Origin of the sequence: Paenibacillus sp. FSL K6-2393 (genome assembly GCF_038002545.1) — a bacterium.
Classification (GTDB): Bacteria; Bacillota; Bacilli; order Paenibacillales; family Paenibacillaceae; genus Paenibacillus.
The window spans coordinates 2,648,560-2,671,270 of the sequence record NZ_JBBOCU010000001.1 but is presented as its reverse complement, the minus strand read 5'-3'; the positions used below and the strand labels follow the sequence as shown (position 1 = coordinate 2,671,270).

The 22,711-nt window shown below is 46.7% G+C and carries 21 protein-coding genes; 7 read left to right on the top strand and 14 right to left on the bottom strand.

Annotated features, from left to right (window positions below; genetic code table 11):
- Positions 1-70: 70 nt before the first annotated feature.
- Together MHI14_RS11875 and MHI14_RS11870 are read right to left on the bottom strand one after the other, a co-directional pair.
- The gene (locus tag MHI14_RS11875; protein ID WP_341130338.1) at positions 71-1,693 is read right to left on the bottom strand and encodes an AraC family transcriptional regulator; all 1,623 of its coding nucleotides are present in this window, start codon (positions 1,691-1,693) and stop codon (positions 71-73) included.
- Positions 1,694-1,893: 200 nt separating this feature from the next.
- On the bottom strand, positions 1,894-2,898 hold the full coding sequence (locus MHI14_RS11870; protein WP_341130337.1) for an ABC transporter substrate-binding protein: 1,005 nt from the start codon (positions 2,896-2,898) through the stop codon (positions 1,894-1,896).
- Between the two features lie 262 nt (positions 2,899-3,160).
- Here MHI14_RS11870 and MHI14_RS11865 point away from each other — a divergent pair, with 262 nt between their 5' ends.
- The 7 genes from MHI14_RS11865 (at position 3,161) to MHI14_RS11835 (ending at position 10,809) form a co-directional block, all read left to right on the top strand.
- Positions 3,161-4,369, top strand: coding sequence for a pyridoxal phosphate-dependent aminotransferase (locus MHI14_RS11865; RefSeq protein WP_341130336.1), 1,209 nt, complete (start codon positions 3,161-3,163; stop codon positions 4,367-4,369).
- Positions 4,370-4,730: 361 nt separating this feature from the next.
- Entirely contained in the window at positions 4,731-5,834 is a 1,104-nt protein-coding gene (gene proB / locus MHI14_RS11860) for a glutamate 5-kinase (RefSeq protein WP_341130335.1), read from the top strand.
- 279 nt (positions 5,835-6,113) lie between these two features.
- Positions 6,114-7,361: a glutamate-5-semialdehyde dehydrogenase gene (locus MHI14_RS11855; RefSeq protein WP_341130334.1), complete on the top strand. Its 1,248-nt coding sequence runs from the start codon at positions 6,114-6,116 to the stop codon at positions 7,359-7,361.
- Positions 7,362-7,397: 36 nt separating this feature from the next.
- On the top strand, positions 7,398-8,258 hold the full coding sequence (gene proC, locus MHI14_RS11850; RefSeq protein WP_036607595.1) for a pyrroline-5-carboxylate reductase: 861 nt from the start codon (positions 7,398-7,400) through the stop codon (positions 8,256-8,258).
- A complete protein-coding gene (locus MHI14_RS11845) occupies positions 8,255-9,478 on the top strand; it encodes a 2,3-diketo-5-methylthiopentyl-1-phosphate enolase (protein ID WP_341130333.1) in 1,224 nt (407 codons plus the stop codon). Before proC ends, MHI14_RS11845 begins: the two co-directional genes overlap by 4 nt.
- Positions 9,475-10,152: a 2-hydroxy-3-keto-5-methylthiopentenyl-1-phosphate phosphatase gene (locus MHI14_RS11840; RefSeq protein ID WP_133385323.1), complete on the top strand. Its 678-nt coding sequence runs from the start codon at positions 9,475-9,477 to the stop codon at positions 10,150-10,152. Before MHI14_RS11845 ends, MHI14_RS11840 begins: the two co-directional genes overlap by 4 nt.
- A gap of 3 nt (positions 10,153-10,155) precedes the next feature.
- Positions 10,156-10,809 (top strand): methylthioribulose 1-phosphate dehydratase, encoded by a 654-nt coding sequence (locus MHI14_RS11835; protein WP_341130332.1) that lies wholly within the window; start codon positions 10,156-10,158, stop codon positions 10,807-10,809.
- Between the two features lie 166 nt (positions 10,810-10,975).
- Here the strand turns inward: MHI14_RS11835 and MHI14_RS11830 are convergent, their stop codons facing one another.
- The 12 genes from MHI14_RS11830 to MHI14_RS11775 form a co-directional block, all read right to left on the bottom strand.
- The gene (locus tag MHI14_RS11830) at positions 10,976-12,265 is read right to left on the bottom strand and encodes a multi-tm2 domain protein (protein WP_445670335.1); all 1,290 of its coding nucleotides are present in this window, start codon (positions 12,263-12,265) and stop codon (positions 10,976-10,978) included.
- A gap of 37 nt (positions 12,266-12,302) precedes the next feature.
- Complete coding sequence (locus MHI14_RS11825; protein ID WP_341130330.1) at positions 12,303-12,755, bottom strand: hypothetical protein; 453 nt, start codon at positions 12,753-12,755, stop codon at positions 12,303-12,305.
- Complete coding sequence (locus tag MHI14_RS11820) at positions 12,748-13,248, bottom strand: RNA polymerase sigma factor (RefSeq protein WP_235200725.1); 501 nt, start codon at positions 13,246-13,248, stop codon at positions 12,748-12,750. The genes MHI14_RS11825 and MHI14_RS11820 overlap by 8 nt, the downstream gene beginning before the upstream one ends.
- Before the next feature lie 246 nt (positions 13,249-13,494).
- A complete protein-coding gene (locus MHI14_RS11815; RefSeq protein ID WP_082219126.1) occupies positions 13,495-14,199 on the bottom strand; it encodes a DnaD domain-containing protein in 705 nt (234 codons plus the stop codon).
- Positions 14,200-14,219: 20 nt separating this feature from the next.
- Positions 14,220-15,515, bottom strand: a complete 1,296-nt coding sequence (gene asnS, locus MHI14_RS11810) for an asparagine--tRNA ligase (RefSeq protein WP_017687752.1) — start codon at positions 15,513-15,515, stop codon at positions 14,220-14,222.
- A 101-nt stretch (positions 15,516-15,616) separates the two neighbouring features.
- The gene (locus tag MHI14_RS11805) at positions 15,617-16,822 is read right to left on the bottom strand and encodes an acetate/propionate family kinase (RefSeq protein ID WP_036607607.1); all 1,206 of its coding nucleotides are present in this window, start codon (positions 16,820-16,822) and stop codon (positions 15,617-15,619) included.
- Positions 16,819-17,691 (bottom strand): 3-hydroxyacyl-CoA dehydrogenase family protein, encoded by an 873-nt coding sequence (locus MHI14_RS11800; RefSeq protein ID WP_017687750.1) that lies wholly within the window; start codon positions 17,689-17,691, stop codon positions 16,819-16,821. Before MHI14_RS11800 ends, MHI14_RS11805 begins: the two co-directional genes overlap by 4 nt.
- A gap of 133 nt (positions 17,692-17,824) precedes the next feature.
- Positions 17,825-19,327: an AAA family ATPase gene (locus MHI14_RS11795; protein WP_036607609.1), complete on the bottom strand. Its 1,503-nt coding sequence runs from the start codon at positions 19,325-19,327 to the stop codon at positions 17,825-17,827.
- Positions 19,320-19,847, bottom strand: coding sequence for a hypothetical protein (locus tag MHI14_RS11790; RefSeq protein WP_017687748.1), 528 nt, complete (start codon positions 19,845-19,847; stop codon positions 19,320-19,322). Before MHI14_RS11790 ends, MHI14_RS11795 begins: the two co-directional genes overlap by 8 nt.
- A gap of 301 nt (positions 19,848-20,148) precedes the next feature.
- A complete protein-coding gene (locus MHI14_RS11785) occupies positions 20,149-20,679 on the bottom strand; it encodes a cell wall elongation regulator TseB-like domain-containing protein (RefSeq protein WP_036607612.1) in 531 nt (176 codons plus the stop codon).
- 39 nt (positions 20,680-20,718) lie between these two features.
- Positions 20,719-22,026 carry an amidohydrolase gene (locus tag MHI14_RS11780; protein ID WP_133385328.1) on the bottom strand — a complete coding sequence of 436 codons (1,308 nt, stop codon included), beginning with the start codon at positions 22,024-22,026 and terminating at the stop codon, positions 20,719-20,721.
- Positions 22,013-22,666, bottom strand: coding sequence for a redox-sensing transcriptional repressor Rex (locus MHI14_RS11775; protein ID WP_036607616.1), 654 nt, complete (start codon positions 22,664-22,666; stop codon positions 22,013-22,015). The genes MHI14_RS11780 and MHI14_RS11775 overlap by 14 nt, the downstream gene beginning before the upstream one ends.
- Positions 22,667-22,711: the final 45 nt, after the last annotated feature.

Sequence of the window (22,711 nt, the reverse complement as noted above, 5' to 3'; positions counted from 1 at the left end):
AAGCACTCCTCTGAACCGTAATACCTGCTATCATAGCTTGATCCTCTTGAGGACTGCAAGCCTGTTTTTGTTATGAACTTACACACAACAACTCAGGGAGCAGGGTCAACAATCGATCACTCGTGAGCGCGTCACCTAGATTCCAAATTGACTCCTCCACACGGTATACCCGTCCATTCTGTACAGCCGGAAGGGCCTGCCAACTGGGACTTTTCATCAGCATCTCTGTAGCCTGTCTTGCCACAACTTCCTCAGGCAGCATAACAAACACATGATCTCCCGCGTACTGACGTACCGCTTCAGCCGAAATTTCCTTATAGGCTCTGCCTGCCGCAAGTGCTTCCTTCACTTTGGTCACTGGCCTGAATCCCATTGGATGATATAACATAGGCGCCAGACCGATATTGCCCATAACAAATAATCTTGCACCCCGATGGTATGTAAATACGGATGCCGTTTCCCCCTCTTCAATCACAGTATGGATCTTCGCCCACATCTGCTCAGTACGCTCCGCATAGGAGGTTAGCCATTGTTCAGCCTGCGGTTGTCTGCCAAACCAGCTGCCCAATCTGTGCATTCGTTCTTCCAACGTGGCATGTGAATTGTAAGCAAGCGTCGGTGCAATCCGGTAAAGTTGTTCATATTGCTGTTCATTGCTGCTATCAAAAATAATCAAATCCGGCTTCATGATAACAGCTGCTTCCACATTAACCGGCGCAACCGCGTCATAGGTCTGATCTCCCAATATCTGAATGCCCAGCATCAGCAGATCCCCAGCGGAGTCTCCGTAATACATAATTCGTTCCGGGTTTACTGGAATATTCACATCATGACCCAACCAATCTTGTACCAACGTCTGCTGCTGAATAGATCTGTCATATTGGCGAGGAGATAATCCGGTCATTTGGCGAAAACGCCTGCTGAAATAATACTCATCCTTAAAGCCCACGCGGTTCGCTATATCCCGAAGTGGTTCATTTGATTTGCGAAGCCAGTCCTTGGCATGTTTAATGCGTACATGATTCACATAATCGAGTGGCTTGTGACCCGTGAGTTGTCTGAAAAGGGTCGTATATTGTACAGGTCTGATCTCCGCAAGACGTGCCAGTTTCTGTACAGTGATTTCTTCAGCATAATGGTCGTCCACATACTGAATCGTACTATATAGTCTTGCTTCCATACTCTGTTCCGTCTTTGGAGAAGTGTACCGGGTAATGATCATCTCCATCCATTTTTGGAATTGCGCATTCAAATGACTGTATTCTGCATCTGTTTTATAGTTTCGAATGGCATACATTTGCTCAAGCATCCCACTTAACGGAGCATAGGGATAACCATTCAATTGGTTTTTGTGCTCAAACACAGGGCGGGTAAAGAGTTCGGGATCACCCGTCAACACATGAATAACATCAAAAGCCATTACGATATATTTCAATTCCGAGTTATTACGATGTTCAATCTGGTACCCCTCTCCCGGAGAAAGCGGATAGACACATCCCGTAGTAAACGGAAACTGTTCATGTCCAATATATAAACGCCCATCCCCTTCTTCGCAGATCAGGAACGCATGTTTCTCGCAAGCAACTTCCAGCATCACCTGTTCAGGTGGTTCAATTCGTCGTACCAGATGATCCAGCCGAAACATGAATGCTGAAAAGAACAACGCTCCCCCATCGGCATCCAAAGCCTGCATGTCGGTTCACCTCGTTTTTCTAAAATGAGAATAATTATCAATCATTCTGTATGGTCTGATTATAAGCGAGCGATGGTCAATAATCCAGATATGACTTTATCAGCAAAAAAGAGCGTTCAACGAAATGTTGAAGGCCCCTTTTACTTTTTTATAACTGCATTACTCAAAGGTGTTACTGCTGCCTCACTAGCTCGTCATCATTATTGAATCATCTGTTTTGGCAGCTCTTGTAACAGCCACTCCCTGGAAAGGGCATCACTTGAAGCTTTTACGATATTAAAACGATATACTTTTCCTTCTTTCACCGCAGGCAGGTTCTTCCAGATTGAACTATCCAGCAATTCCTTGGTGGATTGTTTCGCATCGTCGGTCACAGGATCCAGAATAAATATCCGATCACCGGCAAATTCAGATAATTTTTCAGTCGAAATCTCTACAAAACCCATGTCTTCATCCAATACTTTCTGAATTTCCGCGGTTGGCTTCAGCCCGTCTTTACCATATAACAACTGTGGCAATCCTGCACCCGCCATAACAAACAGACGATTCCCGGGATACATGGTGAATACCGAAGCGGTCTCCCCTTCTTTCAATCCGTTCTCATGAAGTTGCTTCCACATCTCTTCTGTTGCTTTTTGATGATTCGTAATCCAATCCTCCGCTTCTTGCTTTTTGTTCAAAAAGTCGCCAAGGATACGCATACGATCTTCTATTGACCCGAACGAATCAAATGTAACCGTGGGTGCAACCTTCGCGATCTGATCGTATTGTGTCTCATCACTGTTCGAGAAAATGATCAGATCGGGATTCAAGGCTAGCGCCTTTTCCACACTGATCGGAAATCCTACATCCTCTGCCTGAGCAACCTGATCATCGTATACAGTTCCATCCTGACGAAGTATGCCTACAGGAACAACACCAAGCGCCAGCAGATCCCCGGTAACTTCTCCATGATAGATGACTCGTTTCGGATTTACAGGGACCTCTACCTCATGGCCAGTCCAATCTTTGAATACCCGGGTCTCCCCCTCATTTGTCTCTTCTGCTGCAGTCGTGGTCTCTGTGGTTTCTGTGGTTTCTGTGGCTGCTTTGGAATCCTCTGCGCCAGCAGCAGGTGTTGTAGCCTGATTTCCACAAGCCAGCAGCAGAATGGATAACCACGTAATCGTAAATAGTACTGCCGTATTTCGTATGCCCTTTTTCATTGCTATTTCTCCCCCTGTATCATGTGCATTGTGCAATAAAATTTAATGATATTGATTATCATTATCGGATATTATCATAAAACAAGGCTTCTCTCAGCTCAATGGACAAAACTATATGGGCACTTTCAGTTTTGTACAATCCTCCGCTCTTTACTTCTATGTACTCCCTAATCAAGTGGATTTCCCTCTATACAGCTCGGGATTGGCGTGATAAATTAATGAGAACTATTTGCCATTATTAATAACCGGAGTGATGAAGATAATGACCCATTCAGACCATACATCCGCTCGTTCAGCCTTTAAGATACCAACATCTGATGTGATGACACAGCTGCCAACGCAATTTTTTGCTACCCTTGTTCAAAATGTAAATCGTGAAATCGCAAGTGGACATGACGTGATCAATCTGGGTCAGGGGAACCCGGATACACCTACACCACCCCATATTGTGAAAACACTGCAAGAGTCGGCTGAAAATCCTCTCTACCATAAATACTCCCCTTTTAGAGGGTACTCTTTCCTGAAGGAAGCTGTCGCCAAACGTTATAAGGAAGATTACAACGTTGATCTGGATCCCGAGACTGAAGTAGCCATTCTGTTCGGAGGCAAAACAGGACTGGTTCAGTTACCTCAGGTCCTGCTTAACCCCGGTGACACCGTTCTTGTTCCCGATCCAGGCTACCCGGATTACTGGTCCGGTGTTGCACTCGCCAAAGCAAACATGTCATTTATGCCTTTGCTGGAGTCCAATGCATTCCTGCCGGATTATGAAGCTGTTACAGCCGAAGATCGGGAGAAGGCCAAGCTGATGTTCCTCAACTATCCCAACAATCCAACGTCGGCAACGGCTCCACTTTCGTTCTACGAAGATACGGTTGAATTTGCCATTCAAAATCAAATCGTCGTTGCCAGCGACTTTGCTTACGGTGCGATTGGATTTGATGGACATCGTCCAGTAAGTTTCCTACAAGCCCCTGGTGCCAAAGAAGTGGGCATTGAGTTCTATACGTTATCCAAAACGTACAATATGGCTGGATGGCGTGTTGGATTTGCGCTAGGTAATGCAGAGATTGTCTCTAAAATCAATCTGCTTCAGGATCATATCTATGTCAGTCTCTTCGGTGGGATTCAAGCTGCGGCAACGGAAGCACTGACTGGCTCCCAGGAATGTGTTGCCTCGCTGGTTTCACGTTACGAATCCCGTCGCAATGCGTTTTATGACGCTCTTTCCTCGATTGGCTGGCAAGCTTCGAAACCCGCAGGTTCATTCTTCAGCTGGTTACCTGTACCTGCAGGTTATACCTCTGCTTCATTTGCAGACTTGTTACTGCGGGAAGCCAAGGTGGCTGTAGCCCCAGGTATTGGTTTTGGTTCACATGGCGAAGGCTATGTGCGCGCGGGACTGCTAAGTGATGAAAACCGATTACGCGAAGCTGTTGAGCGGATTGGCAAGCTGAATTTATTCAAGTAATTTACAGGACCATAACCCCTTTGCATATGCCAAGTTTCCATGGTATGTTATAAGAAATATTGAACGAAACGTGATGACGGGACCAGTAAGAGAATATCAGTCGCGCCCAGAGAGTAAATTCCACCCTGCTGAAAGAATTTACCGCGGCTCTTCTCTGAAACCTACCCCTGAGCGGCCTGTTACGTGCAGGACAGTGCCTTCTGTTACAGGGCATGAAGCCGGATGATCTAATCATCAATAAAGGTGGTACCGCGGAAGTAACAAACTTTCGTCCTTTTTAACTAAAGGGCGGGAGTTTTTTTTGTACCCGCTAAAGACTGCTCCAGAAGCACTTATTAATCATGTTTAAGGAAGTGAAACCATGACTTCACGTATTGTAGTTAAGATTGGAAGCAGCTCGCTTACCACGGAAGAAGGCGGTCTGGATCGCAGTTCGATCACTTTTTTTGCCGGAGAAATTGCAGCATTGGCTGATCAGGGCCATGAAGTACTCTTGGTCACCTCAGGAGCGGTAGCGGCCGGATTCCGGGAGATCGGTTATCCTCAGCGCCCCAAACTGCTACATGAGAAACAAGCCGCAGCTGCCGTTGGTCAGGCATTACTGATGCAGGCATATCAACAGGCTTTTGCAGCGCACCGCGTTACTACGGCGCAAATTCTGTTAACGCGTACAGACTTTCACAGTCGTAAACGCATGGGTAACGCAGGCATGACCGTAGAAGAGCTGCTTAAACAGCGAGTGATTCCGATTTTCAATGAGAATGATACGGTATCGGTAGACGAATTGAAGTTTGGTGATAACGATCTGTTGTCCGCATTGGTTGCAAACCTGGTGAAGGCACAGCATCTGATCATTCTTACCGATACCAACGGCCTGTACACCGCAGATCCGCGTAAAGATCCTTCTGCCGTACGTTACGACCGTATTCCCGAAATAACGGCTGAGATCTACGCTTTTGCCGGAGGCTCAGGATCATCGGTTGGCACAGGCGGAATGCGATCCAAAGTTGATGCAGCAAAGGTTGCTACACGTGGAGGCGTACCTGTATTCGTGGGAAGTGTGAAAGAACACGGAGATATGCAGAAAGCGGTTGATGGCACCGGTAAAGGAACTTACTTTGAGACACGACTCGCTTCGTTATCCCGTAAAAAGCAGTGGCTTGGCTTCATGTCTACTCCGCTGGGAACCGTCGTTGTGGATGATGGTGCTCAAGAGGCACTTGTCCATGGGGGGCACAGCCTTCTGCCTGTAGGCGTCAAGCGGGTACTAGGAACGTTCCACGCCGGAGACGTCGTAGAGGTCATTGGTATGGATGAAACCTTGCTCGGTCGCGGTATTGTCAATTATGATGATGACCAGCTTCGACTCATTGCCGGACTTCCCAGTGGCGAAGTGATGAAACAACTCGCTAGCATCCATAGACTTGAGGTTATTCATAGAGACGAATGGATTACTTTAAAATAAACTTGAAGCTATATTAAGTTAAACTAATCATTTACACGTAACGGAGAGGACAGAAAAAACCTGAAAAAGCGGAGCGTTCGCCTAAAAGCTTTCTGAAAGAAAGCTACATCGGAAGCATACGCTTATCTCCGGATTTTTCCCTTTAGAAAAGGGAATCGAAAAAATCTGGGGATAACAGCGATTGGAAGGTTATTCTGTCATCGTAGTGTCTGTGTGAATAATCTTTAGTTTAACATGTGGTTGGAATACTTAACTTTATATATATGAGGAGGAATTACGATGAGTGAAGTCAGAGAAAAAGCCAGCAAAGCCCAAGCCACGGTTCCACAGCTGAACCGATTGAATACAGAACAGAAAAATACGGCCCTGCGTGTCATGGCAGATGCTTTGATTAAGGAGACGGATTCCATTATTACGGCAAACGCTGAGGATCTGGAACGCGGCAGAGAACAAGGTACGCCGGAATCCATGCTGGATCGGCTCGCACTTAATAAGGAGCGCATTGCTGGCATTGCTGAAGGATTACGTCAGATTGCAGATCTGCCTGATCCAGTCGGTGAAGTATTGGAGACATTCACCCGTCCTAACGGATTGCATGTTGAAAAATTAAGAGTGCCGATTGGCCTGATTGGCATCATCTACGAAGCTCGTCCGAATGTAACTGTAGACGCAGCCGGATTATGTCTCAAAACAGGTAATGCAGTGCTTCTGCGCGGCGGCTCCTCTGCCCTGTCCTCCAATCGTAAAATTGTGGAGGTGCTGCATCAGGCACTCACAACGACAGACATGCCTGCTAATGCTCTGCAACTGGTTGAGGATGCGGATCGTGCTTCCGTAGATGAAATGCTCAAGTTGAACGGACTGCTGGACGTCATCATTCCACGCGGAGGGGCTTCCCTCATTCGTAATGTGGTTGCCAATGCAACCGTACCTGTTATCGAAACTGGGGCGGGCATTTGCCATACCTATGTGGATGAATCAGCCGATCCAGTTATGGCAGCCGAAATTGCCATCAATGCCAAGGCACAACGTCCATCCGTATGTAACTCCATGGAAACGTTGCTGCTGCATGCCGCATATGCAGAAGAGCATCTGCCTGCTCTTGCCGAGCAATTCCGTGAGGCCAATGTGGTCTTGAAAGGTTGCAACACGGTGCGTCGTCTTGTTCCGTCTGCCCTTGAGGCAACCGAGGAAGACTATGCGACCGAGTATAACGATTATATTTTAAATATCCGTGTGGTCGAGAACCTGGACGAAGCAATGCAGCACATCGCACATTATGGAACCAAACATTCCGAATGTATTGTAACGCGGGATACAGCCCATGCAGAGCGCTTCATGCATGATGTGGATGCAGCAGCCGTCTATCACAATGCGTCCACTCGTTTCACCGACGGATTTGAATTTGGCTATGGAGCCGAAATCGGAATCAGTACCCAGAAACTGCATGCACGTGGACCGATGGGACTGCCCGCACTGACATCAACCAAATATCGTATTACAGGCAATGGACAGATTCGTCAATAATATCCCAGCACCAGTTATATAGGAGGAACGATAAATATGAGTCAAGAGCAACAGACGTTACTACAACAGAAGATTACTTTCCACGGAGCAGGCGCGATGGCTGAAGCCATCGTGCGCGGACTGATCTCCCGCCTAGTCGTTCGTCCTCAGGATATTACGATGCTGAACCGCAGCAACCAGAAACGTCAGGAGGAGCTCAGTACCCGTTATGCAGTACATACCGGAACGGCCTCACAATCTCTGGATCATCTTGCCTCCACTCCGGTCATTGTACTCTGTATGAAACCCAAAGATGCTGCCGCAGCGCTGCGCGAACTCGGTCCACTGTTATCACCTGATCAACTGATCGTATCTGTCATTGCCGGATTATCAATCCGCACGATGCAGTCCTTGCTTGGTCGTAAACAGCCAATCGCGAGAACCATGCCAAATACATCCAGTACCATTGGACTTGGTGCAACCGGTCTTGCCTTCTCTGCGGAAATTACGGATGATCAGCGCAGTACGGTGATGACCATGTTTGAAGCGGTTGGTATCGTGACCATCGTGCCTGAAGATAAACTCGAAGTGCTCACAGGGATTTCCGGAAGCGGCCCTGCTTATGTATACTATTTAATGGAGGCCATGATTGCCGCAGGTATTCGTGGTGGCTTATCCAGCCAGCAATCTCGTGATCTCACTGTTCAGACGGTGCTGGGCGCGTCACGAATGGTACAACAAACCGGTTTGGAACCGATGAAGCTTCGTAGTGATGTGACATCCCCGGGAGGGGCAACCCAGGCAGCACTGAAAACGCTGGACGAAGGAGATTTCTTTGAAAATGTAATCGCAGCCGTCAACCGCTGTGCAGAGCGCTCACGGGAGATGGGAGCTGCTTTGGAAGGGGATTTAAAATGAATAATATGTGTACAGCCACATATCGTCTGCATGATAACCATGCAGACTTTCGCAAGAAAGCTCAGTCCATCGCGATTGGCATGACCGTGGGCAGCTGGACGGAGTTGCCGCAAGCCCAACGTGAAGCGATGCAGAAACATCTAGGTGAAGTAATAAGCGTAGAAGTACATGAAGCTGATGGAATGGCTGCGGGTGAGCGTTACGCCGATATTACTATTGGATATCCTGATGTGAACTTCAGTCGTGACATCCCTGCCCTGCTCGTGACGGTCTTTGGCAAAATCTCAATGGATGGCCGAATCAAATTGACAAAGCTTGGTTTCTCGGATGGCTTCCTCAGTGCATTCCCTGGACCCAAGTTTGGACTGACTGGTGTTCGTGATCTGCTTGGTGTACACGACCGTCCACTGTTAATGAGTATCTTCAAGTCAGTTATTGGGCTGAATGCAGATGAACTGCGTGAACAATTTATTCGTCAGGCCCTTGGGGGCGTTGATCTTATCAAGGACGATGAGATTCTGTTCGAGAATAAATTGACACCCATCGAAAAAAGAGTCGAGGTCTGCATGAAAGCTGCCGAACAGGCACGCCAGGAGACCGGCAAGAAACTTCTGTATGCAACCAATCTCACAGGGCCTACATCTCGTCTGAAAGAGCAAGCTGAACGTGCCATCGGCGCAGGAGCCAATGCCTTGTTGTTCAACGTCTTGTCCTACGGATATGATGTCCTCCATGAACTCAGCAGTGATCCTGATATTGATGTGCCAATTATGGCGCACCCTGCACTTGCAGGCGCATTGTATCCTTCACCACATTACGGCATGTCGGCTTCGGTTGTACTTGGCCAGCTGATGCGTCTTGCGGGGGCCGATCTGGTGCTCTTCCCTTCTCCTTATGGATCGGTAACGATGCCGAAGGAAGAAAATATGGCGATCACAGAGCAATTACTGACAGCTGATTTGCCTGTAAGAACCAGCATGCCAGTGCCTTCAGCCGGCATCCATCCAGGCCTTGTACCGCTCATTTTGCGCGACTTTGGTACAGATGTCATCGTTAATGCTGGTGGCGGTATTCATGGACATCCTATGGGCACTGAGGCAGGCGGACGTGCATTCCTGCAAGCCATTGAGGCAGCTCAGCGTTCCATTCCACTCGCGCAATATGCAACCGAGCATCCGGAGCTGAAAAGCGCATTGGACCTGTGGGGTGGCGAACGATGAGAAGTGATAAAAAAACAGTCATTTTCTGTGACTTTGACGGTACGATTACCCTCTCGGACAACATCGTAGCGATCATGAAACATTTCAAACCTGAGGGCATTGAAGCGATTATGAAAGATACGATTGAGCAAAACATCTCGCTGCGTGAAGGCGTTGGAGCCATGTTTGCTCTGTTGCCTGCATCGCAGAAAGATGAAATTGTGGAATTTGTGCTTGGACAAGCGGGGATCCGTGAAGGATTCACCGAGTTTCTTGACTACGTTCGCAGCGAAGGGATTGAATTCAATGTGACCAGCGGTGGTATGGACTTTTTTATCGAACCGTTACTCGCACCATTTCATATCCCGCAGGATCATGTCTATTGCAACGGAGCTGACTTCTCGGGTGAAACCATTAAGATTGAATGGCCGAATCCTTGCCAGCCTCCTTGTGAGAACGGCTGCGGCATGTGTAAAACAACCGTGATTCGTACTTTCCCGGAAGATCAATATAATCGAATTCTCATTGGAGACAGTCTGACGGATTTTGAAGGTGCCAAAATTGCCGATCTCGTCTACTCCCGCTCCATTTTAACGGACAAATGTATTGAGCTGGGTGTGGACCATGTGCCATTCGCTACCTTTTACGATATCATCGAAGATATGAAACAGAAGCAAACACAAGGAGTGCTGTAAACGATGGGCTTTGAAAAGATTACATTGGAACACAAACGTCAGGTCCTTGAAGAACTGGCTGATATTAAAGCGTTGTTCGCCAGTCGTAACTGGTTCCCTGGAACAAGTGGCAATCTGTCGATGCGTGTAGGAGATTTTGATCCGGAGCAATTTTATTTTGCGGTTACCGCCTCAGGCAAAGACAAATCTCTTCGCACACCGGAAGACTTTCTTTTTGTGGACAAGCATGGCAAAGCGATTGAGACAACAACGTTGAAACCAAGTGCTGAAACGTTGATTCATTGCGAAATCTATCGTTTGACCGGCTGTGGCGCTGTATTCCACGTGCATACCGTGTTTAACAACCTGATCAGTGAATTCTTTGGAGCAGATGGACACGTACCGATTCAAGGAATCGAATTGATCAAGGCTTTCAACATTTGGGAAGAAAATGCGGAGATTCGTGTACCCGTCCTGCCTAACTTTGCAGATATTCCATCTATCGCTGAATTGGTACCGGATGTACTCGATGCCAACGTACCAGGGATCTTGCTTCGGAACCACGGTATATATGCGTGGGGCAAAGATGCTTTTGAAGCAAAACGTCATCTGGAAGCGTTCGAGTTCCTGTTCGAAGTGATGTACCGTCAACTTCTGTTGAAGGGTGCTACGAAATAGCAATCATTTATTCGAAATCAAAGTTGTTCAACCCAAAAACACGCCAGAGGCTGATATACATAGCCCTTGGCGTGTTTTTATGTTGTAGGGATAACAGCGATTGAAAGGTTGCTCTGTGCATCGTAGTGTCAGTGTAAACAATCTTTAATTCAACTTGGATCGTAAATTACAGTCGATCATCCCTATCCTTGAATAAAAAGAGACTGTCTGCTCCCTCTTCATTTCGATGAGCAGCACTTTGGATACCCGTCCCCCGTTGCTTGCCAAACAGCAGTTTCAAGCCGCCAAAAATGAGCAGCAAGGATACGATGACGGTGTTTAGATAGGAACGGATCTCATACGTCATAAATGCATTAGGGAAGAGCTCATTCAGCTGTGGAATGACAAGACGGATCGTCAGGTAATATAGACCCAGCGCGGCAATCCCGAATCCAATCAGACGCTGATGGCGGGCCCAGTCCTTGAAGATCGGTTGATCAACCAATGGCTCGCGTCCATAACGACTGGAGCACTGTAGTCCGTCAAAGAAGCTGTAGAACCAGACCAGTGGAATCATGAACAGAAACACCGATAAATGAAGCAGGTCCAGAACATAGATGCTGCCCAGGAACAGGAACATCAATTGCATGCCTCTTTTCTGCAATCCAAGATATAGATGACCTGCACCTGGAAAAGCGGATAGCAGCGTTGCAAGCACTTTGCTACGTCGTCCGGCTACTCTGCCCATCTCCAATTCCTCAAATAATGTCCGATCCTGCAACACCTCACCAGCCTGCTTACGGTGGACATGTTGCACCGCATCAAACATGCAGTATACCCATATTACAGGCAGTATTAGCAGGAACATTAAAAATACGGATTCATTGGTGATCGAAGCTACAAAAACCATCATGGCAAATGAACCAAAGAACGCCATCAGGAAGGACAACCCACGATGCAACAATCCCAGATGAAGATGTCCCAATCCTGGAACAAATGAGAGTAAAATGGTGAAGAAGCGTTCACCCTCACTGCCTTTTCGATACATGGGTTGACCATAGGTCCCTTCAGCGTGAGCATATTCACTACCAGGATGCTGATGCAGCTCATCTTCATTCATATGTTCCATAGGCCCTTGATGGCCCATGTGTGCTCCCTGATAGGCTGCTCCTGGATGTTGCGGTCCGTAATGTGCTCCATATCCCCTGTAATGAGCATCTCGGCCGGAAGGCGCACGGAGCAGAACAATAACCATGTCCAGCATGCTGATCCCCCAGAAGAAAGCAGCAAAAAGTGCACCGAAAATCATTAAATCTTGTTCATTAGTGACCATTGCTAACATGAATGAGCCAACAGATGTTCCGAAGAAAAGCAATGGATAAATCACAGCCCTTGCGGCCCGTCCCCAATACATAAAACCAAGACCGGGTATCAGGTTTAATAGAAATGCGAGTAATTTGTTACGATCTGAGTGCACAGTCGTCATCCTTTCTTTTCAGGCAATGCGAAGCTATTTATGGTTTAGGCTTGAGGTTATCCAGCCATGAAGTGGCTGCCTCCGTCCATTTCTCGGTAAAAGACCCTCTGTGGTCACCATCCTGGAACTTGTGATAAGGTGCTACCTTGTCAAAAAGTCCAGACGAGAGGAAGATCAATGTCAAACAGGCCGCTACCGCGTAATGGAACACTTTATGTTCAAGCCAACGCCGGTTTCGTCCAGCGCGGGATTTGCGTTGTTCCTTGGATGATTGAATGCCCTCAATCCGATGCATGACTGAATCCGCAAACCCTGTCGGATCATGTAACGGAGGCAGTTCCCCATGGATACCGAGCGCTTCCAAATAGATGTCCATCGCATCCGGGTCTTTCATCAGGAGCTGTTCCATTTGGCTCGCTTGAGTTTCACTCATATGGCCTTCAATATAATCAGTCCATTGCGCAGCGGTATACTTCTCCTGTTTACTCACGCCATTCATCCTCCTTCCAATGTTTTCGAATCCACTGCCGGGCACGATACAAGCGGGATTCCACGGTCTTCACAGCCACCTGTGCATCACTGGCAATCTGCTCATAATTTTTTTCGCTTAGATAATACGCAGTGATAATGTCACGGTGCTGAGCAGGCAACTGATTAATTCGTTCGCGAAGTTTATCCTGACGCTCTTCACGAACGAGACGGGTAAGAACGTCTTCATCCCGTCCGGGAATATTGATTATTTTTTCTTCTCCACCCAGATCCTCAGCAGTTCGTCTGCCCAGCTTGCGTTTGGCATCAATCGCTTTGTGAAAGGCAATTCGGGTTAACCACGTCTTGAAACCTTCAGAACGGTAGTCGGGGAGAGACTTATACATCTGTATGAACGCCTCCTGAGCTGCATCCTGTGCTTCCTGATCGTTCCTGAGTACGGAATAGGCCACATGGTATACATGCTGGCTATATTTATCAATCAGAGTACGCATCTGGGATGTATCTCCTTGACGGATTTGTTCGATTACACGCGCTTCATCAATAACTCTCCCCTCCTCTCCAATACAATAGACGACAGCTTGTGCGTTAACCCCTGCGTGATCTATCAAATTTTTGTAAAACAAAGTGAAATCATTGCCTGAAAGGTTGATGTTGCTGATCACTCATCCAATCTATAATCCAAAAAAAACAGGCACAGAATGACTTCTGGCCTGTTTCTTGTCCCGCCTATGCTGGAATTAACGTCCACCATTACGAAACCGCTGTGTGTACGCCTTTGCATCTTGAACGGTCTTGACACGATTGCGACTCCACTCAAGCAGTATTCGATCGATATACCGGAAATGTACTTTGCCTGCAAAAACTGCTTCCTTCAGAGCCATTAGAATCAATTCCTCTTGATAACGGTCCTGATCCAACCAGCCGGATATCGTTTCGCACTCCATTGGAGAGAGCGGACGTCCAAATTCTTTTTCAAAGATGGAGAACATGTTCCGTTCTTCCTCTTCTTTTTGAACACTGTTCGAATCTTGACGTGCTGTATTGCTACTATGCTGCTCCGCACGGAATGCGGCTACTTCTTCAGCAGTGCACGCTGCAAGTTTGGCATATAATCCATGTAAATCATATCGCTCGTACTGGATGTCCCGTTCTTCGTCACGGTGCTCGTCAATAGCAATATACCCATCCCTCATCAGACGTTGCAACATTCTGGCAATGCCTTCAGGTGCAAGTCCCATGCGCGCCGCAAGCTCTTCAAGCGTGGGAAACTCATTGAACTCTGCCTGACGGAACCCTAGCAGTTGAATCAGAAGAAGCACTTCTGCATCTGATAGACCAAGCTGGTGATAAAAACGTAACAAGGCATACGGCAGATGGGCTGTACCCGAAGTCATGCCATAAGCTGCTCCATCCAACCAAGCTTTGGATGTGGTGTCTTCCATAGACGCTCCTCGGTTAAGCATTAAGGGTACAGACGATAGAGCATACGTGGGAATGCGATTGTTTCACGTACATGATCCAATCCACAGATCCATGCTACCGTCCGCTCCAATCCCAGACCGAAACCGGAGTGAGGAACCGATCCGTATTTACGCAAATCCAGATACCATTGGTAAGCTTCATCCGAGAGATTGTGCTCCTCAAAACGTTGTTGCATCAATTCCGGATCATCGATACGCTGCGAACCGCCAATAATCTCTCCGTAGCCTTCTGGTGCAATCATATCAGCACAGAGAACAACTTCTGGACGATTCGGATCTGGTTTCATGTAGAATGCCTTGATTCCAGCAGGGTAATGCGTGATAAAGACGGGTGTATTGTACTTCTCAGCAATTGCTGTTTCGTGCGGTGCACCAAAGTCTTCTCCCCAAGGAATATCAAAGCCTTGTCCATGCAGGAATTCAATCGCTTCATCATACGTAATTCGTGGGAATGGAGCTACGATACCTTCGAGTTTGGATACGTCACGACCGATAGATTCCAGTTCTGCACGGCAGTTTTTCACCACGGATTGAACGACATGAGCAATAAATTTCTCTTGTACGCGCAGACTTTCCTCGTGATCTACAAATGCCATTTCCGGCTCAATCATCCAGAACTCAATCAAGTGACGACGTGTTTTGGACTTCTCTGCGCGGAATGTTGGACCGAAGGAATATACCTTGCCCAGCGCCATGGCTGCGGCTTCCATATACAATTGACCACTTTGTGTCAGATAAGCATCTTCATCAAAGTATTTGATGTGGAACAGGTTCGTTGTTCCTTCCGCAGACGATGGTGTCAAAATCGGAGGATCAACTTGTGTGAATCCGTTACCATCAAAGAACTGTTGAACAGCGCGAATAATCTCTGCACGAATCACCATAACCGCACGTTGCTTCGTAGAACGAAGCCACAGATGACGATGGTCCATCAAGAAATCAACACCATGCTCTTTAGGCGTAATTGGATAGTTTTCAGTCAGGTGAATGATCTCAACCCCTGTAACAGTCATCTCGTAACCGGACGCACTGCGAGGTTCTTCACGAATAATACCTGTAACATACAAAGAGCTTTCTTGGGTCAGGCTCTTGGCATTGTTCCAGATTTCTTCACTAACTTCACTTTTTACAACAACCCCTTGGATATATCCGGTTCCATCACGCAGCTGTAAAAACTGAATTTTACCGCTGGAACGTTTGTTGTTAATCCAGGCACCGATTGTTACGGTTTCGCCCACATGCTCGTTCACATTACGAATTACACAATTCGTATTCATGCCCATATCTCCCCTTGGTTCCTGAATTTGAAAATGCAGCGGGCAGGCTTATGCCTGTCCTCTGCACTTCCTTGTCATTCTATATTTACTTTACAGTTAGATTACTGAGAATTCAATACGATTCGGTGTGTATCGCGTGCAATGACCAATTCTTCGTTAGTTGGCACAACGAGAACTTCCACTTTGGAATTCGCTGTTGTGATCCGGCGCGGTTCGCCAGAACGAATGGCATTCAACGCTTCATCCAGTTCAACACCCAGATAAGTGAGCTGCTCACATACTTTTTGGCGAAGTACAACAGAGTTCTCACCTACACCAGCCGTAAAGACGATCACGTCTACACCGTTCATTGCAGCTGCATATGAACCGATGTATTTACGCAGACGGTATTCGTACATCTCAAAAGCAAGCGTGGAGTTGGCATCGCCATTCTCCATACCTTCCGTAATCTCACGCATGTCACTGCTGATTCCGGAGATCGCAAGCAATCCACTGTGTTTGTTCAACATGGAGTTTACTTCGCTTACGCTCAGTTCTTCCTTGTTCATTACATAAGGTACGATGGCTGGGTCAAGGTCACCAGAACGCGTTCCCATCATCAGTCCTTCAAGCGGAGTCATACCCATCGAAGTATCCACGGATACGCCACCTTTAACTGCTGTTACACTACCACCGTTACCGACGTGACAAGTGATAATTTTCAGATCTTCCACTGGACGATCCAAGTATTCAGCAGCTGCCTTGCTTACGAAATCATGGGAAGTACCATGTGCGCCGTAGCGACGTACTTTATATTTTTTGTAAAGTACACGCGGAATGGCATACAGATAAGCTTTTTCAGGCATCGTCTGATGGAACGCTGTATCAAAGACCATAACCTGTGGCACACCAGGCATATTGGCTTCAGCCGCACGAATACCCATCATTGCTGCCGGGTTATGAAGTGGAGCCAAGTCGAACAAACGACGAATTTCAGCTTTGGCAGCATCATCTACCAATGCAGATTCTTTAAATGCTTCACCACCGTGAACAACACGGTGTCCAACAGCTTGAATTTCACTTACAGAATCCAGTACACCATTTTCTTTGTGAGTCAAAATATCAATGACTTTACGGATCGCTGTTGTATGCTCCAGAATTTCACTAACTTCTGTAACATCCTCACGGCCTGTGGGTTTATGTGTCAGAATGGAGGAATCCATTCCGATCCGTTCTACCAAACCTTTAGCCAGTACAGATTCGTCAGTCATATTATACAGTTGATATTTGAGCGAGGAACTCCCCGCATTAATTACGAGTACTTTCACAGTCGGTCACCATCCTTGTCGTACTTAAAGAATCCTTCGCCTGTTTTGGCACCCAGGTGTCCTGCACGCACCATTTTCTTCAGGACTGTAGAAGGACGATATTTCAATTCTCCGAATTCACGGAACATTCTTTCGAGTGCAGCTTCAACAGAATCCAATCCGAAACGGTCAGCCATTTCGAGTGGTCCATGCTGGAAGTTATATCCGATACGCATTGCATCATCGATATCTTCAGCAGATGCAACACCTTCTTGCAATACATGCAACGCTTCGTTAATCAGCAGGCAGATCAAGCGGGAAGTTACGAATCCAGGTGATTCATAGATCATGACTCCTTTTTTGTCCGCTACTTCTTCAACAAAACGTCTGGTCTCTTCGAAAGTTGTATCCGAAGTTTTCAGTCCACGAATAATCTCTACAAGATCAACCCGGGATACCGGGTGAATAAAGTGCATACCAATAACACGCTCTGGGTATTTGGTCGAGCTTGCAAGCTCGGTCAAACTCAGCGTGGATGTATTACTTGCCAGAATGACATTGCTTGGACAAACTTGGTCCAGTTGGCTGAATACTGCTTTTTTCGCATCCAGATCTTCTGAAATCGTCTCAATGACCATGTCGCAAGTTCCAAGTTCAGCTAAATGAGCTACCTTGGTAATGCGGGAAAGAATCAACTTCTTCTCCGCTTTTGTAATCGCCCATTTCTCCAGTTGTTTATCCAGATTGGTTTCGATCATGTCATATGCATGATCCAGCTTTTGTGTTGTATGCTCCACGAGAAGCACATCAAGTCCTTTGGCTGCGAGCATCTGGGAAATACCTTGCCCCATCGTACCGCCGCCGACAACTCCTATTTTTTTGAAAAACATGGTTCTGCTCCATCCTTTCGGTTCTCTATTTCTCTATTGTACCCTGTTCGCCGAAAATTACAAATTTCGACCCAACATATAATAATATCTTAGCACGAGTGAAATGTAAAAAAAAATAACCAGCATAAATAAATTATGCTGGTAGAAGGGCACTGTCACGAAATTGACAACGAAATTGTTCGCCAGACAAAACTTCCTCACGAATCAAGATGTCGAGTGAATTGTCGAAAATTGTCCGTTGTTCTTCAAGCAACCGCTTTGTCTGTTCCATCAGTTCTTGCAGAATTAATTTATTCTCTCGCATCAGTTCCTCGGTTGTGACCATATCCATGTTCACAATCCCAAGTGAAGTCAACCCCGAAGCCATCATGGTCTGTACCACATTGGTTGCCTGATCAAAGTCATTGCGTGACCCTGTGGAACGACCACCGTAGTACATTTCCTCCGCAGCTGCTCCTCCGAGTGCAATCATAATCTGCTCTTCCAGGAAGCGCTTCGTATAGAGGAACTGTTCCTGTTGCGGGTTATGACGTACATATCCCAGCGCTTGACCACGCGGACTGAGTGCTACCTGGCTTACACTGCCTGGACGCACAAGTTCAGCCATAATGGCATGTCCCAACTCATGAATGGCGACCCTTTTCTTCTCTTCCACACTGGACTCACGGTCTGTCTTCTCACCCATCATGACTTTATCAATAGCCAGGGACAAGTGCCGCTGTTCGATGTTCAACAGCCCGTCCCGCATGGCGTATATTGCTGCTTCGTTCATAACACTTTCGAGCTGTGCACCGGAGAAACCATACGATTCTTCAGCTGTTTTCTCCAGATTAACTTCCTTCATCAGAGGTTTATTCACCGCATGCAGTTCCAGAATATGCTTTCTGCCCTTTTTGTCAGGCAAGTCCACTTGAATGTGGCGGTCAAAACGTCCCGGTCGCGTCAGGGCGCTATCCAGCATCTCTTTGCGGTTTGTTGCAGCAATAACCAGTATTCTTGGTGTATCGGAAGAATAGATTCCATCCATTTCCGTCAGGAGTTGATTCAAGGTCTGATCATATTCACGCTGTTGACCACCTTCACGTTTACCCCCAATGACATCAATTTCATCGATAAAGATAATAGCGTTTTCCTTATTTTCCTTGGTGGCACGGGTTCTTGCGTCCTTGAACAAATCCCGAATTCTGCTGGCACCCACACCAACATACATTTCCACGAACTCACTACCCGATGCTGCTACAAAAACAGAATCGGTGTAATGGGCAGCAGCCTTGGCCATCAACGTTTTCCCTGTCCCTGGAGGGCCCGTCAGCAAGATCCCTTTTAACGGACGAATCCCGAACTTCCGAATTTCTTCATGTTTGATAAGAAAGTCAAGCGCTTCACGCAATTCCTGCTTGGCACTGTCCTGTCCGCCAATTTCTTCAAAAGTAAGCTTGGAAGGTCCTTTTTTCTTCCGTTTACGTTCCTGTGCAGCGCCTACTGTAATTCCGCCACGCATTTGCATCATGAACAGCAAAGCTCCGACAAACACCGCTGCAATCAGAATCGGAACAATATTAACACCAGTAAAAGCAAGAAAAATAATCAATACGGGAAAAAATCCGATGGCAACTTCTTTTGTCCACTTAGGCATTAGGCCACACTCCTATCTGACCGGGCACACGCGGCAGAATAATAAACTTGCTGGCATCTCCGTCTCTGAGACTGACATATACGTTGTTGTCATCCATCGCTGTATTTACCTTAATTCCATTCGTCGCCATCTTTGACAACGTTGGTGTAATCTCGGTGTATTGCTTGTTCTCCATCGCCTGAGCTACGGTAAACATCGCATCACCCCACCAACTTTCCAGTGCTTCACTGGAATGATCCACAACATCCAACTTTAGTGAACGTGTTCCAATTAACGTCTGTCCTTCTTTGTGAATATATTGTACCAGTCTGCCCAAATCAACATCAGGTTGCAGATCCAGTTTCAATTGTACGTCATTGCGGTTAATAGTTAATTGAACGTCATTGACTCCATCGTACTGGGTAACCATCTTTTCAATCGGATTCTGCACAGCCACCTGACGATATACAAACCAACCTCCAAACAACACAACGGCTGAAATGACGGCAGTTAAAGCAATAGGCAATACTTTTAGCTTCAAGTGAATTACCCCTCCCAGATTTTGGCCTAACCTACTGGCTTATTGGTATATACGAATATGTGTACATTGACTCCTGCGAGAATTTCGACAGGATTATTTGTTTTTGAATGTAACTTTGAGTACATATCTGAGTATATCACATCGTATATACATTTTCGAAGGCGAAAATATGAATAAATTATTAATTTTAACTATTTAAATCAAAAATGTTTACAGACAACACAAAGAACCGGTTCAGTCGGATATCCGTCTGCCGGTTCTTTTATTTCTCTAATTCTCTAGTTATGTCACTCTATTTGTTCTAGCTGTTCGGGAGGGTGTAGACCAGGTCCACCTGTTCTCCGTTGCTAAAACGATAAAAGCGATAGTGGTTATGCGTACCGTCTTTATAATACACTTGCCACACATATATTCCATTCACAACTCCGGGCATGATTCGCTTAATCTCGCCGGCAGGAACTTCAGAACTGAAGCGATTGCGGATCTGCGCTTCGGACATGCCATTCTGCAGCAGCTCACTGTGTACAGCGTTTGCACCCTTAGCCGGTTGATTGTTTGCATCGAATTTAACCCAGACCATAACATCCTGGTTATCCTTATTTTTACCGATCAGGGTCCAGTAGATGTTGTCAGAGCCTTCTTTGTCTCCCCAGATGTACTTGCGCAATTCATCATAGGATGTAATGCCCAGTTGCTTCTGTGCTGCTTGTATGGCGAGCGCTTCTTCCTTACGTTGGTCCTGTGTGACATAGACGTAATAACGCTGAAGTCCAAACAGAATCAGAACCAGTGCAAGCAGCGAAATCCATATCCACTTCTTTTTTTTCTTCAAAAGCCGAACTTCCTTTCCCTATGATGTTCTGTCCTGCAATTAACGAGCAAGCAGACCATCAAATGCCAATTGAGACTCACGCAAAATGCGCTCTTCATCCAGCGTCAGACATTCGCCGTGTTTCACCACTTGTTTTCCATCCACCCATACGTGCTCTACATCTTTGGCAGAAGCCGAGTAGATGGTATGCGAGATCAGGTCTGTATGTGGATAGAAATGTGCCTGTTCAATGTCCAAAGCGATAAAATCAGCCTTCATGCCAACCTGGAGTGCTCCGGTATTGTTCAAGAAGATGGATTTGGCACCGTATGACGTTCCGAGGAGTAACGCTTCGCCTGCTGGCACTGCCGTCGGGTCACCAGATACACCTTTGTGGATCAATGCAGCCAGTCTCATTTCCTCGAACATATCCAGGTTGTTGTTGCTTGCCGGTCCGTCTGTTCCGAGTGACACGGTAACTCCTGCTTTCAGTAACGCAGGTACCCGCGCAACACCGGAAGCGAGTTTCAGGTTACTTCCCGGGTTATGGGATACAGCCACATCATGACGGGCCAAAATTTCAATCTCTTCGTCATTCAGATGCACCGCATGTGCAACCAGGGATGGACGGGAGAAAAAGCCCAGTTTCTCCAGATGTGCCACAGGACGCAGTCCATAATCAGCCACGTTCTGCTCCACTTCACGAAGCGTTTCAGACATATGTGTATGGAGAGGAAGGTTCAGGTCGTTCGCAACCTGCACAAGCTTCTCTATGTAGTCAGGAGGGCATGTATATGGTGCATGTGGCGAGATTACGGTTGTAATGCGACCATCTGCCTGTCCATTCCACTCACGTGCAAACGCTGCCGACTCCTCCAGCTTCCGCAGTTGCTCTTCTTCCGAGCACAGCCCGATTACACCACGTGCCAGTGCTGCTCTAACGCCTGATTGCTCCACAACTTTGGCAACTTGATCCATGTGATCGTACATGTCCAGGAAAGCTGTAGTTCCGCCTTTCAACATTTCAAGCACCGACAGGGAAGTTCCCCAATATACATCTTCTGAAGTCATTTTTGCTTCCATCGGCCACATTTTTTCCTGCAACCATACTTGCAATGCAAGATCGTCTCCGTGCCCTCTGAGCAACGACATTGCTGCATGACCATGCGTATTGATCAGACCCGGCAGGAAGAACAGTCCTTTTCCATCCACTTTGGTACAATTTTTGTCTCCATCCGGCAATGTCTCACCAATATGCACAATCTTGTCATCCTCGACAACCATGTATCCTTGAACCACGTTCCATGCTGTGCCGCCTTCATTAACGGCAAATTTGCCGTTGTGAATTACCCATCTATTTGTTGTCATCTTCCTCGTCGTCCTTTCCAGTCTCCAAGTAATAGGCCAAACTAAGCAGATCCGTTGTAAAGTCAGCATGGTGAATGCGGATATGCGGCGGTGTTTTTAGAATTGTTGGTGCAAAATTAAGGATCGCTTCAATTCCTGATTCAATAAGCTGATCCGCAACATTTTGGGCTTCCGTATCCGGAACCGTGATAATACCGATACGGATGTTTTCCGTTTTAACCGCTTCCGTCAATTCATTCATTGGTTTTACCGTCAAACTGTTGATTTGGCTACCAATCTTCGGTCCATATGCATCAAATACAGCAACAATCTTCATGTTGTCTTTCAGATATGCGTTGTAGTTGGACAAGGCTTGACCGAGATTACCCGCGCCTACCAGAGCTACATTAATTTGCTGATCGATTTTGAGAATGTGACGAATTTTCTCAATCAAATAAGATACATCATACCCGATTCCTTTACGACCAAAATCACCGAAGTAAGCCAGGTCTTTACGAATTTGGGCCGGATTCAGATCCAGCCTCTGTCCAAGCTCTTGAGAAGAAACAGTAGCCACCTCACGCTGATGCAACTCGTTCAAATAACGCAAGTATACAGGCAGACGGCGTACCACCGCTTCTGAAATTTTATCCGATTTCATTCTTGCTCCCCCTTACCAAGGCCACGATAAAATAATAGATGAAAA